This is a genomic window from Bradyrhizobium sp. WYCCWR 12699 (assembly GCF_032144035.1).
Classification (GTDB): domain Bacteria; phylum Pseudomonadota; class Alphaproteobacteria; order Rhizobiales; family Xanthobacteraceae; genus Bradyrhizobium.
The window spans coordinates 1048294-1062709 of the sequence record NZ_JAVTJN010000036.1 but is presented as its reverse complement, the minus strand read 5'-3'; the positions used below and the strand labels follow the sequence as shown (position 1 = coordinate 1062709).

The following is a 14416-nucleotide window of genomic DNA, read 5'->3' as shown; positions in this document are numbered from 1 at the left end:
TCACGCAGCGAGCGGGATGGTGGCGGCAACGCTGAGGCCGCCGCGGGCCGGCAGGATCGAGAGCGTTCCCCCGGCCGCCGTGACGCGCTCGCGGATGCCGGTGAGGCCGAAGCCGGCCGATTGGGCGACGCGTTCCGCATCGCCACCGCCATCGTCCTCGACGCGGATCAGCAGCGCGTTGTCGTCGCCGGCCCGACGCTCGATGCGCAAGGTGATCTCGCGCGCCGCGCTGTGGCGCAACGCGTTGGTCAGGCATTCCTGGGCCACGCGATAGGCCGTGGTGGCGGCTGCTCCCCGCACGTTCGTCAGGTCGCCCCTGAGATCGAGCTGGATGGTTGGCCGCGCCGCGCTCTGCGAGCGCCAGCTGTCGACGAGATTGACGAGGCTCGCCTCGAGCCCGAGCTCCTCGGGCAGGGGATTGCGCAGGCGCTTCAGCGCATCGCGGAGCGAGGCCATCAAATGATGGGTGGCTTGCGAGATCATGCGCGCATCCTGTGCGATGCCGCTGTCGGTGTTTCCTTTCGCACTGGCCGTCTCGATCGTGTTGGCGAAGGCGAGGATAGCGGAGAGATTTTGCCCGAACTCGTCGTGCAGCTCGCGGGCGAGGGCGCGGCGCTCATCGTCGCGGATCTCGATCAGGCGCCGCGTCAGCGACGCGCGCTGCTCGGTGGCTTCCTCCAGGCGGGTGCCGAGCTCGCCGACGGCGTTGCCGATCATCGCCAGCTCCATCGAGCGGAAACGCGGCAGCCTGGTGCGATATTGGCCGCGCGCCATGCGCTGCAAGGCGGTCACGATCGCGCGCGCCGGGGCCAGCGCATGTGCGATCGCCAGCGATGCCAGCAGCGCGATCGCCGCGGCCATCAACAGCGCGACATCGATCACGTTGAGGATGTATTCCCAGGCGAGCGAGATCGCGGCCGCTGCGTCCGGCGTCGCGACCACGGTGCCGGCCGAAGCGGCGCGGGGACTGACCGGCCGAACCACCTCGGCGTGGCTGCCGAGGAAGAACGGCACGATCGATGCGAACCAGTGCGGCGGGGTCTTGCCGAGTCCCTCGCTCTGGCCGCAAAGCGGCTTTTCGAATGCGATGGCCGGCTGGAACTCGACGCAGACGCCCGGCGAAATCAGCTTCATCGTCTCCAATGTGCGCCATTCCGGAACTGGCAGAAGCTGCTCGCGCGTTCTGCTGCTGCGCAACAAGAACTCATGCCAGTACAAGGCCTGAAGGGCCTGCGCGACCCGCTGCGCGGAGGCCGCGGTCGCCCGGTCAACGCTGCGATAGGCGTCGATTGTGGCCCATACGGTCGCGGCTCCGAGGCAAAGCGCCACGATGAGCAGCAGACGGGCGACGAGCTGAAGCACGAGGCGCATGCGATCACCCTCAACGTTTGATAAGGTCAGCCTAACAACGCCGCCGCGCCTTGCCAATCGCAGGGTTCTGCACGATCGCAGTTCGGGCAAATTTCCCAAGCCGGATTGGGCATGGGTCTTTGGACCTGAGACGGCGGCTTTGATCTAATCGGGTGGAAATCTTGATGGGCCGATCGTTGCGGCCGAGGAGCGGTGCAGCATGAGTTCGATGACGATTGGACCGATCGCGCCTGTCACGACCGACCCATCCGAGCGCAGCGCGCTCCTGTTCTGGATGATTTTCACCGGGCTTTCGATCTTCGCCGTCGTGCTGCTGTGGCGGTTCGGCCTGATCCACCTGATGCTGACCTCGGACCGCACCTACATTTCGAGCGTCATCGCGGTGCTCTATATCCTGACCTGCGGCCACTGCTTCCTGCGCACGCGGGCGATCGCGCGGGAAGGCGCGGCGGCGCGGCGCTGCCGTGCGGCGCTCGCGGCGCCTGATGGCGGCAAGGTCCTCGATGCGCGTGCGACGGCGCTGCCGCGCGGGCTGGTGCGGGATCACATCGAAAGCCTGGTGACCAAGGCCGCCGCGCAGGATTATCGCCCGGTGGATCAGACGCTGCTGCTGCGAACGCTCGCCGATCGCCTGCGCGGCTCCAACGGATTCGGCGCCTTCGTTTCGGACACGCTGATGAAGCTCGGCCTGCTCGGCACCATCGTCGGTTTCATCATCATGCTGGCGCCGATCGCGGGGCTGGATGCCGCCGACAAGGTCGCGATGCGCTCCTCGATGGGACTAATGAGCGACGGCATGGCGGTCGCAATGTACACGACGCTTGCCGGTCTCGTCGGCTCGATCCTGGTCCGCATCCAGTATTACATGCTGGATGCCGCGACCCAGAAGGTGTTCTCCGACGCGGTGGTGCTGACCGAGACCTATGTGACGCCGGTGCTCGAGCGCAAAGGCGCCGGATCCCCGTCATGATGGATGATTTCGGTCTCTATCCGCGCGAGGAGCCGTTCGATCCGCTGGGCGTGATGCTGTTCAAGGCGCTCCAGGTGATCGCGTTTCTGTTCTTCCTGGCGCTGCTCGCGGTCTCTCCGGACGCCAAGGACGGCAAGATCGACTCCAAGGCGGAGTTCATCATCACGCTGGACTGGCCGGACAATCACCCCGACGATCTCGATCTGTTCGTGCAGGATCCCGCCGGCAACATCGCCTGGTACCGCCACCGCGAGGCCGGTTTCCTCACGCTCGACCGCGACGACCGCGGCGGGGCCAACGACTTCATCATGGTCGCCGGCAAGAAGATCGCCTCGCCGATCCGCGAGGAGATCGTGACGCTGCGCGGCATGATCCCCGGTGAATACACCGTCAACGTCTCGCATTTCGTCGCCACCACCGGCGAGCCCGTGACGGCGAATGTGAAGGTGCAGAAACTCAATCCGACAGCGCAGGTCGTGTTCGACAACAAGTTCACGCTCGACCACACCGGCGACGAGAAGACCGCGGTGCGATTCCGGCTCGACACGGAGGGCAAGGTCGTCGATGTGAGTCAGCGGCCGAAATCGCTGCTCGAGACGTTCCGCAGCAGCTGGCGCAACGGGGCCGATCTCGACCCGAGGACGGGTGTGAGCAGCAACGCCAAGAGGATACGCCGTGACTGATCTGCAAACGGTCATCCTCACGCTGTCGGTCGCCTACGCCGTGATCGGCGCGCTGCTGCTGGTCGTGCTGGTCTATGCGCGGCTGCACTGGTCGTTCAAGGCGGTCGCGGTGGTCGTGACCAGCGCCTTCTACGTCGTCAGCTTCACCGAGATGCGCGGCCTGCTCGGCTGGGCCAGTACCGACCGGCTGCCGACGACCTTCAAGCTGCTGAAGTCCCGCATCGTCGAGCCGCATTCGCTTCAGGGCGATCCCGGCTCGATCTATCTGTGGGTCGAGCAGCTCGACGAGGACAATCGTCCGAGCGGTATCCCGAGGGCCTTCCGCGTGCCCTACAACGATGGGCTCGCCGACAAGACCCATGCCGCGGAAAACGAAATCGCCCTGGGACATCCGCAAGGTGGTCGCGCCGCAGATTTCGGCGGCGGCGATGGCAGCCTCCTCGACATGGTCCGCGAATATGTGACGCCCAAGACGATCATGGAGACCACCGGCGGCGATTCCTCGACCGGCGAGTTCATCGCCCCGCCGGCCGGCGCACAAGGCGCCGTGTTCACCCCGCTGCCGCCGCCCCGAATGCCCCCGAAGGACGAGCAATAGGCTCTTCGCGATCGTCCGCGGGGGGCTGGTAATCGGCGCGGCGCTGGCGCATGTCTTGACCTCCCTCAATTTGGCCGTATCGGGCTTCAATAAGAATTGAAGGGTGGAGGGTGCGTGCTTCTTGCTGTCTTCTCGGATATCCACGGCAACAGGCAGGCCTTCGAGGCCTGCCTGAAGGTCGCGCGTGCGAAGGGCGCGGAGCGGTTCGTCCTGCTCGGCGATTTCGTCGGTTATGGCGCCGATCCCGAATGGGTGGTGGACACCGCGATGGAGCTCGTGGCCCAAGGTGCTATCGCGGTGCGCGGCAATCACGACCAGGCGGTCAACTCCTCGGCGGAGACTATGAATGCCGAGGCGCAGGTGGCAATCGAATGGACCCGCGGCCGGCTTGGCGCAGCGCAGCGCCGATTTCTGAGCGAGTTGCCGATGCTGGTCGAGGACAGCGACCGTCTGTTCGTGCATTCGGAAGCCTCTCACCCGCAGCGCTGGCACTATGTCCGCTCCACAGTGGACGCCGCCAAGAGCCTGATCGCGACACCCGCGCATGTCACGTTCTGCGGCCATATCCATCGCCCCGCGCTCTATTCGATGTCGGTGACGGCGAAGATGACGAGCTTCGTGCCGAAGACCGACGTCCCGGTGCAGCTTCTGCGCGGACGGCAATGGCTCGCCGTGCTCGGCTCGGTCGGCCAGCCCCGCGACAGCGATCCGTCGGCGGCCTTCGTCTTGTTCGACACCGAGTCCTGCCAGATCACCTATTGCCGCGCGCCCTACGACATCGCGACCGCGGCGAGCAGAATTCGCGACAACGGTCTGCCGCACTGGCTCGCCGACCGGCTGTCGCAGGGGCGCTAGAGGCCGATGCCGAAATCACTGGTCACAACAGGCGCGGTGATCGATGGCTACACCATCGGTGAATGCGTTCATGCCGGCGGGATGGCGACGCTGTGGACCGTCACCCATCCTGGCATCGACGTGCCGCTGCTGATGAAGATCCCGCGGGTCTCGGAGGGCGAGGACCCCGCCGCGATCGTCTCCTTCGAGATGGAGATGATGATCCTGCCGCGGCTCGCGGGTCCGCACGTCCCGACCTGCTTCGGCACCGGCGATTTCGCGCACCAGGCCTATGTCGTGATCGAGCGCATCGGCGGCACGACGCTCTACAAGCGGTTGCCTGAGCTCCCGCTGCCTTATGACGAGGCGCGGCAGCTCGTCGCCAGGATCGCAACCGCGCTGGCCGATCTGCACCGCCAGAACGTGATCCATCACGACATCAAGCCGAGCAGCATCATGTTCCGCGAGAGCGGCGAGGCGGTGCTGATCGACTACGGCCTGTCGCATCACAATCACTTGCCGGATCTGTTGCAGGAGGAGTTCCGCCTGCCTTACGGCACCGCGCCCTACATGGCGCCCGAGCGGCTGTCCGGGGTGCGCGACGATCCGCGCAGCGATCTGTTTTCGCTCGGCGTGCTGCTCTATTTCTTCACCACCGGCGAACGGCCGTTCGGCGAGGGCGAGACGCTGCGCGCGATGCGGCGCCGGCTGTGGCGCGATCCGCATCCGCCGCGAAGCTTGCGCGCCGACTATCCGCCCTGGCTGCAGGAGGTGGTGCTGCGGTGTCTCGAGATCGAGCCGGTGTGGCGCTATCCGACGGCGTCCCAGCTCGCCTTCGATCTCGCCCATCCCGATCAGGTCAAGCTCACAACGCGTGCGGAGCGGGTCAAGCGCGACCCGCTCAGCGTCGCCTGGCGTCGCCGCTTCAATCTGGGCGTCATGGCGCCGCGCGCGAAATCGGATGTCGCAGCGCAAATCGCATCGAGCCCGATCCTCGCTGTCGCGCTCGACACGGTGGAAGGCGCGCCGGAGCTCAACGAGGCGCTGCGCGTGACCACCGAGCGCATCCTCGCCACCTTGCCGTCAGCGCGCCTCGCTTGCGTCAACGTGCTCAAGCTGAACCGGATCGCGATCGACCGTACCCTGGACGAGCAGGGGTCCAACAAGCATATCGACCGTCTGGTCGCGCTGCGGCATTGGGCGACGCCGCTCAAATTGGATGAGAGCCGGCTGTCGGCTCATGTGCTGGAGGCGGTTGATCCCGCTGCGGCGATCCTGGAGTTCGCCGAGGTCAACCACGTCGACCACGTCATCATCGGCGCGCGGCAGGGCTCGTTCCGCCGCACGCTGCTCGGCAGCGTCTCGGCCAAGGTGGCCTCGGAAGCGGCCTGCACCGTCACGGTGGTGCGGCCGCCGCGGATGGCAGGGGATATCAGTGAGACCGACGCCGGCGAAGGGCCGGGATAGGCCCGCCGGCTTGAAGGGCGGTCAGGCCGCGTGGGCGGAATGAGCGACGCGCTTGCGGCGGATCGGCCAGGAGAATTGCGGGCCGGGCTCGCCGTGATCCGGGCTGCCGCCGAAATACTGGATGATCTCGCGGCAGGGCTCGCAATTGAACAGGTTACGCGACGCGGATGCCTTGGTCATTTCCTTCAGGCAGTTCGGGCAGTGCGGTTTCATGGAGTGGTCCGAAAAAAGGAAAGTCTCAGTGTCGGTGCTGCGAGGCAAACGAATGATCGGGGTCCGTCGTGTCGAGCGCGGCGTCGTCGTCCAGCCTGCTATCGGTGCTCTCGAGGCGGCCGAAGAAATAATCGAGGCCCGGATGTGGGCGCCGCGGGATCCGGCACCTGCGTTTCGGCTGACGCTTCACGAGTGCGATCTGCATGGCGCTCAGACCCGGCGACGGTGAAGGTGAATGATGCGGGCAGAAGCCTCGGCCTTCACCGGTCGCATCACGTAGAGGCTACGAGCCGCAATCGCTGCATTGAACGCCAACCACGACGCTACGCCAGTCCAAACCAGGGTCGTCGTCATGATGTCCTCCCGTCAAAAGCAGGCAGGACTCACTTGCGGTGATTTGCGCGAATCAGTGAAGTCCGGATGAGTACGGATCACCATTGCAATTTTAGATATTGGGCGCTGCAGCACCCGTAAAAGCCGCGGGATTTCGCCTCGTCCGCGTGCGCCGTTTGATCCGGCTCAAATCGCTTCGCCGCGGGCCCCGAGCGCCGCGTTGCGGATCGCGGCGATGTTGGTCCTGTAGGCCTCCTGCGTGCCGCCCCGGAATACGGATGTGCCGGCGACGAAGGCGTTGGCGCCGGCCGCGGCGAGCGCGCCGGCGACATCGGGGCCGACGCCGCCGTCGACCTCGATGTCGATCGGTCGTCCCGCCGTCATCGCGCGGATGTCGCGAATCTTTCCGATCGCGGAGGGAATGAAGGCCTGACCGCCGAAGCCGGGATTGACCGACATCACCAGCACGAGATCGACGAGATCGAGGACGTATTCGAGCGCGCTGACCGGCGTGCCCGGATTGAGCGAGACGCCGGCCTTCTTGCCGAGCGCGCGGATGGCCTGCAGCGAACGGTGCAAATGGGGACCAGCCTCCGCGTGCACGGTGATGTGGTCGCAGCCGGCCTTCGCAAAGGCCTCGAGATAGGGGTCGCAGGGCGAGATCATCAGATGCGCGTCGAACACCTTCTTGGTGTGGGGGCGCATCGCCTTGATGATGTCGGGGCCGTAGGAAATGTTCGGAACGAAATGGCCGTCCATCACGTCGAGATGGATCCAGTCGGCGCCGGCGGCATCCACGGCGCGCACCTCCTCGCCGAGCCTGGAGAAATCCGAAGCCAGAATCGAGGGTGCGATTGCCAGGGGGCGGGGGGCGAAGGCTTGGGTCATGGCGCGGTTTCCCGGAGGCGGGGGCGTGAAAGATGGCCTCGCCTAACATGGGCCTCCATGGCGGGCAATGCAGGGGAGACGTGCTTCCTGTGGGCGGAAAAATCTGCCGCGGCCGGCACGAATTGCCGGTGATCCCAGGCCGTCCAAAGCGCAACGGTCGCGGATATCATTGAGCTTTTTACGCTGGCACGACGCTTGCTGACGTCACCTGCAGAACATTGGCCGCGGCGTGCCGCATCGGTTGGAGTTGTGCAATGTTGTTTGCCCTTGGTGCCGTCGGTGCCGTGTCGAGCGCACTCGATGCGATTCAGACGCTGACGAACTCGAAATCGTCCGCCTCGACGCACAAGACGGGGTCAGCGCAGGGTGCAACCAATCCCTTCGCGATCGACAGCGGCAGCAGCAACACGACCAGCGGCGCGACCTCGTCGGTCAACTCGGGCAAATATCCGCAGATCGCGCCGGAGACGATGAACGCGTTGTTCGCCGCGCAAAGCCAGTCCTCGGACACCACCAGCACAGACAGCTCGACCTCGTCGACCTCCACGTCCTCGACGTCAACGAGCCGCGAGGCCGCGCTCAAGCACCTGTTCTCCCGGATCGACGGGGACGGCGACGGCAACATCACCAAGTCCGAGTTCGAGGACGCGCTGGGCGCCGGCGGAACCAACCTCGCGCAAGCCGACGACGTATTCTCCAAGCTGGACTCGAACGCGGACGGCAGCGTGAGCCTGGACGAGATGTCGAAGGCGCTGAAGAGCGGCCACCACGGCCACCATCACGCGCAAGGTGCCGACGGCTCGGGCGATGGATCGGATTCCTCGTCGAATTCCAAGGGCGGATCGACCTCCACGACGACGACCGCTGCCGACGGCTCGACCACGACGACCGTCACCTATGCCGACGGCTTCAAGATGTCGACGACGGTGCCGGGCGCCTCCAGCCCGCGCAATTCGGCTTACGATCTGTTCGCGCAGTTGATGCAGCAGCAAGGCGGCCAGGGGCAGGGCGCGTCGGCGGCTGCCGGTTCGTCGATGTCGATGAGCGTGTGAGCCGCCATCCGGGATCAGCCGGCATATTCGCGCGTGATGTCACGATAGGCATAGCGGTCACGGATTTCGTGGTTGAAGAACGCGCCCTTTGAGCGCGCGTCCCGGAACGCTGCGGCGACCTCGGGTGGAACGTCCTCGTAGACATAGGAGCGTCCGCTGACGAAGGTCACTTTCAGCTCCCGCGTGTCGGGGGCATAGCGAACGAAGCGGATTACGGATGACGGCATGGCGGTACACCTGAGGCCGCCAGGGTAATGCCGTCTCGGCCGTTTCGTTTCTAACCGAATCTGTCCTTCCACGCCGGCTGTGCCCCCGGGAACGGCAGCGCCGTCGCGCTGTACACGGCGCGGGCGATCGCGCGCGCGACCACGTTGGCGGCGACCGTACCGAGCTCGGTGAGGCCGACCAGCGGTTCGATCGGCTTCTCGCCGGTCGCCGCCGCAAACAGCACGTCGCCATCGGTCGGTGCGTGCACCGGATAGATGGCGCGGGCAAAGCCGGTGTGCGCGATCATCGCCAGACGCTTGGCCTGGGGTTTGGTCAGCACCGCGTCGGTGACGACGGCGCCGATGGTGGTGTTTTCGCGCGCGCTCGCCGCGGGACCGCCCTTGATGCGCATCCGGAGCATGTCGTCGGTGAATTTGTCGGGCAGGCCGCGCCCGCCGAACTCGCTGCCGACCTCGAACGGTGCCGCCCAGAACCACGGCCCGTTGCCGACGGTCACGCTGCCCACCGCGTTGACGGCGACGATCGCCGCGACCTTCACGCCGTCAGGTGTCGCCGCCGACGCCGAGCCGAGCCCGCCCTTGAACGTCGCGGTGGTGGCCCCCAAGCCGGCGCCGACGCTGCCGAGCGGGAAGTCGGTGCTGGCAGCGGCCGCGGCGGCGTAGCCAAGGTCGCGATAGGGCGAGAAGCGTCCCCAGGCCTTGTCGCCGCCGTTGAGCAGGTCGAACAGGATGGCCCCCGGCACGATCGGAATCAGCGCCTCGCGAACCCGATGGCCGCGCCCCTGCTCGGCGAGCCATGCCTGGATGCCGCCGCCGGCATCGAGACCGAAGGCCGAGCCGCCGGACAGGGCGATCGCGTCGACGCGCTCGACGGTGTTGGCGAGATCGAGCAGCGCATCCTCGCGCGTGCCGGGACCGCCGCCGCGCACGTCGATCGCCGCGACCGCGGGCTGGTCGAAGATGATTGCGGTCGTGCCGGTGGCGACTTTGGCATCCTCGGCATGGCCGACGCGGACCCCGGCAATGTCGGTGAGCAGATCCTTCAAGGTGGCCTCGCGCGCTGAAAGGAGTTCGCCTTGCGATAGCGCAGGGACGCCGCAGGCTCAACTCGCCAGCGCGGTCCTGAGCATCTTGGCGAGTTCGGACTTGCGGTAGGGCTTTGCCAGCAGCAGCACGCCGGAATCGAGCCGGCCGTGATGGACGATGGCATTCTCGGTGTAGCCCGAGGTGAACAACGTCTTCAGGTCGGGACGGCGGCGAGCGGCCTCGTCGGCGAGCTGACGGCCGTTCATGTTGCCGGGCATGATGATGTCGGTGAAGAGCAGGTCGATGGTCTTGTCGCTGTCGATGATGGTCAGGGCCTCCGCGCCGTTAGCGGCCTCGAGCGCGGTATAGCCGAGGCTCTTGACCTGGGTCACCACATATTGCCGCACCAGGGCGTCGTCCTCGACGATCAGGATCTTCTCGTTGCCGCCGGTGATGGGCGCGTTCTGCTGCGCCTCGAACTCGGTCTCCTGCACCCCGGTCGAGCGCGGCAGGTAGATCTTCACGCTCGTGCCGTGGCCTACCTCGCTGTAGATCTTGATGTGGCCGCCCGACTGCTTGACGAAACCGAACACCATGCTCAAGCCGAGACCGGTGCCCTTGCCGACCTCCTTGGTGGTGAAGAACGGGTCGAACACCCGGTCGATCAGGTCCGGCGGAATCCCGCTGCCGGTGTCGCTGACGGCAATCATCACGTAACTGCCGGCGACGACGTCGGGATTCATGCTGGCATAGCCGTCGTCGAGAAAGATGTTGCGGGTCTCCAGCACCAAGGTGCCGCCCTCGGGCATGGCGTCACGCGCGTTCAATGCGAGATTGAGGATCGCGGTGGATAGCTGGCCGGGATCGACCAGCGTCGGCCAGGCGTCCTCGGTGAGCTGCGGCATGATCGTGATCTGCTCGCCCAGCGTCGGATGCAGCAGCTTGGCGGCTTCGAGCGCCAGCGCGTTGACGTCGATCTCGCGGGGCTGGAGCGGCTGCTTGCGGGCGAAGGCCAGCAGATGCTTGGTTAGCTGGGCGCCGCGCTCGGCGGCGTCATCGATCAGCTTGGTGATTGCAGCCAGCTCTGGGCGGTCGGCAACCGCGTCGGCCAGGATGCCGATCGTGCCGGTGATGACGGTCAGCACGTTGTTGAAGTCGTGCGCGACGCCGCCGGTCAGCTGGCCGATGGAGTCCATCTTCTGGACCTGCCGGAACTGGGCTTCGGCGGCCTGCTTCTCCGTGAGGTCCCGGCCGATGAAGAAATGGCGCTTCACCGGCTCGGACCAGGTGCCCATCCAGTTCAGCGTGACCTCGTGACCGTCGTAATGATAGTAGCGCGCCTCGAAGCTGCGCTTGACCGCGCCGCGCCGTGCCGCCCGCATCTCGTCGCGCGTCCTCTCGAGGTCGTCAGGGTGGATGAACTCGGTCGCGCTGTGCCCGATCATGTCGTCCGGGCTGAAGCCGAGAATGTCCTTCACGCTCGGGCTGACCTGGATGAAATTGCCGAAACCATCGGTGACCAGGATCAGGTCCTGCGACGTCTCGAAGATGCGCTGGCGCTCCTCGGTCTCGCGGCGCAGCTTCTCGCGCGCCTGTTTCTCCTCCGTGATGTCATGGGCGATCTTGGAGGCCCCGATGATCTCTCCGTTGTCCGATCTCAAGGGTGATACGTTCAGGACGACGTCGAGCGCGCGGCCATCCTTTCGAATCCGCACCGTCTCGTGCTGGGCGATCGATTCATTGCCGGCGATCTGGTTGAGGATGCTCCTGACTTCGCCTTTTCGGTCCGGCGGCACGATGATGTCGATCGACCTGCCGACGGCCTCCGCGGCGGAATAGCCGAACAGATGCTCGGCGGCCTTATTCCAGCCGGTGATGATGCCGTCGAGCGTCTTCGTGATGATGGCATCGTTGGAGGATTCGACGACGGCGCCGTACAGGGCGAGGCGCTTGCCGTAATAGTCGCGTTCCGACGCCGATTGCTGGCGCAGCCTGCCGACGAGGCCGACGGTGTGCACCTGAAGGCGGACGTTCTCGATCAGCAGCACCGCGAGCACGAAGCTCGACGCGCAGAGGCCATAGAGGCGGCCGGCGTAGAAACCGAGATCGAAGCGCGCGACGTTGACGATCGCGGACAGCGCGATGTCGAACAGCCATGCGCACATCACGACCATGAGCCAGACGTCGATCACCGAATGCGGGCGGCGGAACCAGAGCGATACGAGCGCGGCGAAGCTCAGCGACCACACGAAGGAGACGACGCCGATCATGGTCGGTGTGTAACGGCCGTCGCGGAGCAGAACCGGCAACAAATCGTGCTGGGCGGTGACGATCCAGGCGAAGGCGCCCATGGTCGCGACGACGCCGAGCACGGTCGCGTAGATCGCGGTGCTGGTCGGGCCCTGGATCCTGGGGCCGCCGTCCTGTTCCTTCAGCCAGGCATAGCCCAGCACGAACAACGGGAAGACGCCGTGCCAGATCATATAGAGCCAGACCGTGGTCTGGCTGCCCGCGCCAAACAGCCCGGTCGGCGTGAACAGGCCGGGGAAGGTGAGGGCATGGACCAGCGCTGCCGCGGCGGTGAACAGGTAGCCGGTCGACAGCCACAGCAGGGCGCGGGTCCGCACCACCGAAAACTGCGACAGCAGCAGCACGGCCGTGATGATGTCGCTGACGGCCAGCGCCGATTGATAGCTCGCGACAAAGGCCGGGACCGGCGGCAGCGGGATACCTGCGAACGGAACGGCCAATGCGAACAGGATCGAGGAGATGCCGACGATCCACAAAGCCGCGGTCCGGTCGGTCGACGCGGCCGGCAGAGTCGAAAGAAATGTGCTTCGGTCGATCGCAGGCGCGTTCATCTCGTGCAGACCCGTTTTGAGCATCTCCGCAGTTCCAAGATCGGCAGTCCTGACCTCCTACGGTAGCCCGTTCCGGGCGCGTGTCGTGAACTGATACCGCGACGACTCAACCGAAGGTTACAGCTTACTTAATTTGAGGGGGAACGCGGAATGGGGACCAGGTAAGATGCGCTTTACTGGGTGGTGTCATAATGCCCTGCCACGGTGCCGGGTTCCAGGTTTGAATCATATCATTTGATCGATCTGCGGGAGTTGTTCCCATGCCTCGCGTTCTCATCATCGACGACCAGAAGGACGTCCGCGCGATGGTCGCGATCGTGCTTCGGGTCAACCATTACGAGGTTGCCGAGGCCGGAAGCGGTGCGGCCGGGCTGAAAACCTTCGCAGAAGGCCGCTTTGACGCGGTGATCGTCGATATTTTCCTCGGCGATATCAGCGGTGTCGACGTCATTGCGACCCTGCGCGAGCGCGCACCGGGGCTTCCCGTCGTTGCCGTGTCCGGAATGACGGCGCTGGATTTCATGGAGCAGTCGCCCCACCTGGCCAGCGTGATTTGCCTGCAGAAGCCGTTTCGTCCGAACGACCTCCTGCAGGCGCTTCGCAAGGCCCAGGCCGCGGCCGCCGGCGAGCTGCCCGCGGCCGTTTGATCCTGCCACAAAGAAAACGCCCCGGGGCAAGCCGGGGCGTGACGATGATCGCATGGCGGGATTTGAGTCCCGGAGCCGCGCTCAGGTGCCGTTGCCCTTGATCTCGGAGTAGCCGCCCTTGGCGTCCCATTTGTAGACGACGTAGTCGATCTGCTTGATGTCGCCCTTGGCGTCATACTCGATCGGGCCGATCACGGTGTCCCACTTGCCGGCCTTCATCGCCTCCATGACCTTCTTGGCGTCGGTGGTGCCGGCCTTCTTGGCCGCCTGCGACCAGACCTGCATCGCCGCATAGGTGTAGAGGGTGTAGCCCTCCGGATCGATGTTCTTGGCCTTGAAGGCGTCGACGATCTTCTTGGCGGTCGGCTTGTTGCGCGGATCGGGGCCGAAGGTGAACAGGGTGCCTTCGCCGGCGGGGCCGGTGATCGAGGCGTACTCCTTGTCGGCGAGCGCGTCGCCGGCCATCAGCACGGTCTTGAGGCCCTGGTCGCGCATCTGACGCAGGATCAGGCCGCTCTCCTGGTGGTAACCCCCGACATAGACGAGGTCGATGTTGTCGCGCTTCAGGCGCGAGACGATCGCGTTGAAGTCCTTGTCGCCCTTGTTGTAGGACTCGTACATCTTCTCGGTGACGCCCGCCTTGTTGAGCGCCTTCTTGGTCTCGTCGGCAAGACCCTTGCCGTAGGTGGTCTTGTCGTTGAGGATCGCGATGTTCTTGCCCTTGTAGTTCTTGGCGATGTACTGCGCCGCGATCAGGCCTTGCTGGTCGTCTCGGCCGCAGACGCGTGCCACGTTCCACAGCTTGCGCTCGGTGAAGAGCGGGTTGGTCGAGGCGGGGGTGATCTGCAGGACGTTGCCGTCCGCATAGGCCTCCGAGGCGGGGATCGACGACGAGGAGCAATAGTGCCCGGCGACGAAGGGCATCTTGGCGCCGGCGATCTTTTCGGCGATCGAGCGCGCCTGCTTCGGGTCGCACGCGTCGTCTTCGACGGACAGCGCGAGCTTCTTGCCGTTGACGCCGCCGGCGGCATTGATATCGGCCACGGCCATTTCGGCGCCGTTCTTCATCTGGCGGCCGAAGGCGGACTCGCCGCCGGTCATCGGGCCTGCGACTGCGACGGTGACATCCTGCGCGAATGCCGCGCTCGACAGCGCGATCGACACGCCGAATGCCAGACCGATGAGCTTCAGTGATTTCATGAGATACCTCGCGGGTGGTCGCCTGTGGACGTTGCCGGGCATGCCC

15 protein-coding genes are annotated in these 14416 nt (G+C 65.6%); 7 read left to right on the top strand and 8 right to left on the bottom strand.

What is annotated here, in order from left to right; translation table 11 throughout:
* Positions 1–1371 (bottom strand): sensor histidine kinase, encoded by a 1371-nt coding sequence (locus RPS27_RS30085; RefSeq protein WP_313754853.1) that lies wholly within the window; start codon positions 1369–1371, stop codon positions 1–3.
* A 199-nt stretch (positions 1372–1570) separates the two neighbouring features.
* Here RPS27_RS30085 and RPS27_RS30080 point away from each other — a divergent pair, with 199 nt between their 5' ends.
* From RPS27_RS30080 to RPS27_RS30060, 5 genes are all read left to right on the top strand, one after another.
* A complete protein-coding gene (locus RPS27_RS30080) occupies positions 1571–2341 on the top strand; it encodes a MotA/TolQ/ExbB proton channel family protein (protein WP_313754852.1) in 771 nt (256 codons plus the stop codon).
* Positions 2338–3024: a hypothetical protein gene (locus RPS27_RS30075; RefSeq protein WP_259213697.1), complete on the top strand. Its 687-nt coding sequence runs from the start codon at positions 2338–2340 to the stop codon at positions 3022–3024. The genes RPS27_RS30080 and RPS27_RS30075 overlap by 4 nt, the downstream gene beginning before the upstream one ends.
* Complete coding sequence (locus RPS27_RS30070) at positions 3017–3622, top strand: hypothetical protein (RefSeq protein WP_259213695.1); 606 nt, start codon at positions 3017–3019, stop codon at positions 3620–3622. Before RPS27_RS30075 ends, RPS27_RS30070 begins: the two co-directional genes overlap by 8 nt.
* A 114-nt stretch (positions 3623–3736) precedes the next feature.
* Entirely contained in the window at positions 3737–4477 is a 741-nt protein-coding gene (locus RPS27_RS30065; protein WP_313754851.1) for a metallophosphoesterase family protein, read from the top strand.
* A gap of 6 nt (positions 4478–4483) precedes the next feature.
* The gene (locus RPS27_RS30060) at positions 4484–5923 is read left to right on the top strand and encodes a bifunctional serine/threonine-protein kinase/universal stress protein (RefSeq protein ID WP_313754850.1); all 1440 of its coding nucleotides are present in this window, start codon (positions 4484–4486) and stop codon (positions 5921–5923) included.
* 21 nt (positions 5924–5944) lie between these two features.
* Here the strand turns inward: RPS27_RS30060 and RPS27_RS30055 are convergent, their stop codons facing one another.
* The 3 genes from RPS27_RS30055 to rpe form a co-directional block, all read right to left on the bottom strand.
* Positions 5945–6136 carry a hypothetical protein gene (locus tag RPS27_RS30055; protein ID WP_194403111.1) on the bottom strand — a complete coding sequence of 64 codons (192 nt, stop codon included), beginning with the start codon at positions 6134–6136 and terminating at the stop codon, positions 5945–5947.
* A 210-nt stretch (positions 6137–6346) separates the two neighbouring features.
* Positions 6347–6490 (bottom strand): hypothetical protein, encoded by a 144-nt coding sequence (locus RPS27_RS30050; RefSeq protein ID WP_313754849.1) that lies wholly within the window; start codon positions 6488–6490, stop codon positions 6347–6349.
* 165 nt (positions 6491–6655) lie between these two features.
* Complete coding sequence (gene rpe / locus RPS27_RS30045) at positions 6656–7357, bottom strand: ribulose-phosphate 3-epimerase (RefSeq protein ID WP_211418980.1); 702 nt, start codon at positions 7355–7357, stop codon at positions 6656–6658.
* A 254-nt stretch (positions 7358–7611) separates the two neighbouring features.
* Between rpe and RPS27_RS30040 the strand changes: the two genes are divergently transcribed.
* Positions 7612–8409 carry an EF-hand domain-containing protein gene (locus tag RPS27_RS30040; RefSeq protein ID WP_313754848.1) on the top strand — a complete coding sequence of 266 codons (798 nt, stop codon included), beginning with the start codon at positions 7612–7614 and terminating at the stop codon, positions 8407–8409.
* A gap of 14 nt (positions 8410–8423) precedes the next feature.
* Here the strand turns inward: RPS27_RS30040 and RPS27_RS30035 are convergent, their stop codons facing one another.
* Genes RPS27_RS30035 through RPS27_RS30025 form a run of 3 tightly spaced genes read right to left on the bottom strand, consistent with a single transcriptional unit; the run spans position 8424 to position 12547 of the window.
* Complete coding sequence (locus RPS27_RS30035) at positions 8424–8636, bottom strand: KTSC domain-containing protein (RefSeq protein ID WP_211418982.1); 213 nt, start codon at positions 8634–8636, stop codon at positions 8424–8426.
* A 50-nt stretch (positions 8637–8686) separates the two neighbouring features.
* Positions 8687–9682, bottom strand: coding sequence for a P1 family peptidase (locus RPS27_RS30030; protein ID WP_211418983.1), 996 nt, complete (start codon positions 9680–9682; stop codon positions 8687–8689).
* Between the two features lie 57 nt (positions 9683–9739).
* Positions 9740–12547, bottom strand: a complete 2808-nt coding sequence (locus RPS27_RS30025; protein WP_313754847.1) for a PAS domain S-box protein — start codon at positions 12545–12547, stop codon at positions 9740–9742.
* Between the two features lie 236 nt (positions 12548–12783).
* On the opposite strand from RPS27_RS30025, the gene RPS27_RS30020 reads away from it, so the two are divergent.
* Positions 12784–13170, top strand: a complete 387-nt coding sequence (locus RPS27_RS30020) for a response regulator (RefSeq protein ID WP_313754846.1) — start codon at positions 12784–12786, stop codon at positions 13168–13170.
* Positions 13171–13251: 81 nt separating this feature from the next.
* Here RPS27_RS30020 and RPS27_RS30015 read toward each other — a convergent pair whose 3' ends face one another.
* Positions 13252–14370: a branched-chain amino acid ABC transporter substrate-binding protein gene (locus tag RPS27_RS30015; protein WP_194403102.1), complete on the bottom strand. Its 1119-nt coding sequence runs from the start codon at positions 14368–14370 to the stop codon at positions 13252–13254.
* Positions 14371–14416: the final 46 nt, after the last annotated feature.

Excerpts from the sequence above, each read along its gene's own strand:
- RPS27_RS30020 (WP_313754846.1), top strand. The coding sequence starts at position 12,784 with ATGCCTCGCGTTCTCATCATCGACGACCAGAAGGACGTCCGCGCGATG.
- RPS27_RS30040 (WP_313754848.1), top strand. The coding sequence starts at position 7,612 with ATGTTGTTTGCCCTTGGTGCCGTCGGTGCCGTGTCGAGCGCACTCGAT.
- RPS27_RS30050 (WP_313754849.1), bottom strand. The coding sequence starts at position 6,490 with ATGACGACGACCCTGGTTTGGACTGGCGTAGCGTCGTGGTTGGCGTTC.
- RPS27_RS30055 (WP_194403111.1), bottom strand. The coding sequence starts at position 6,136 with ATGAAACCGCACTGCCCGAACTGCCTGAAGGAAATGACCAAGGCATCC.
- rpe (WP_211418980.1), bottom strand. The coding sequence starts at position 7,357 with ATGACCCAAGCCTTCGCCCCCCGCCCCCTGGCAATCGCACCCTCGATT.
- RPS27_RS30080 (WP_313754852.1), top strand. The coding sequence starts at position 1,571 with ATGAGTTCGATGACGATTGGACCGATCGCGCCTGTCACGACCGACCCA.
- RPS27_RS30025 (WP_313754847.1), bottom strand. The coding sequence starts at position 12,547 with ATGCTCAAAACGGGTCTGCACGAGATGAACGCGCCTGCGATCGACCGA.
- RPS27_RS30075 (WP_259213697.1), top strand. The coding sequence starts at position 2,338 with ATGATGGATGATTTCGGTCTCTATCCGCGCGAGGAGCCGTTCGATCCG.
- RPS27_RS30085 (WP_313754853.1), bottom strand. The coding sequence starts at position 1,371 with ATGCGCCTCGTGCTTCAGCTCGTCGCCCGTCTGCTGCTCATCGTGGCG.
- RPS27_RS30015 (WP_194403102.1), bottom strand. The coding sequence starts at position 14,370 with ATGAAATCACTGAAGCTCATCGGTCTGGCATTCGGCGTGTCGATCGCG.
- RPS27_RS30035 (WP_211418982.1), bottom strand. The coding sequence starts at position 8,636 with ATGCCGTCATCCGTAATCCGCTTCGTTCGCTATGCCCCCGACACGCGG.
- RPS27_RS30060 (WP_313754850.1), top strand. The coding sequence starts at position 4,484 with ATGCCGAAATCACTGGTCACAACAGGCGCGGTGATCGATGGCTACACC.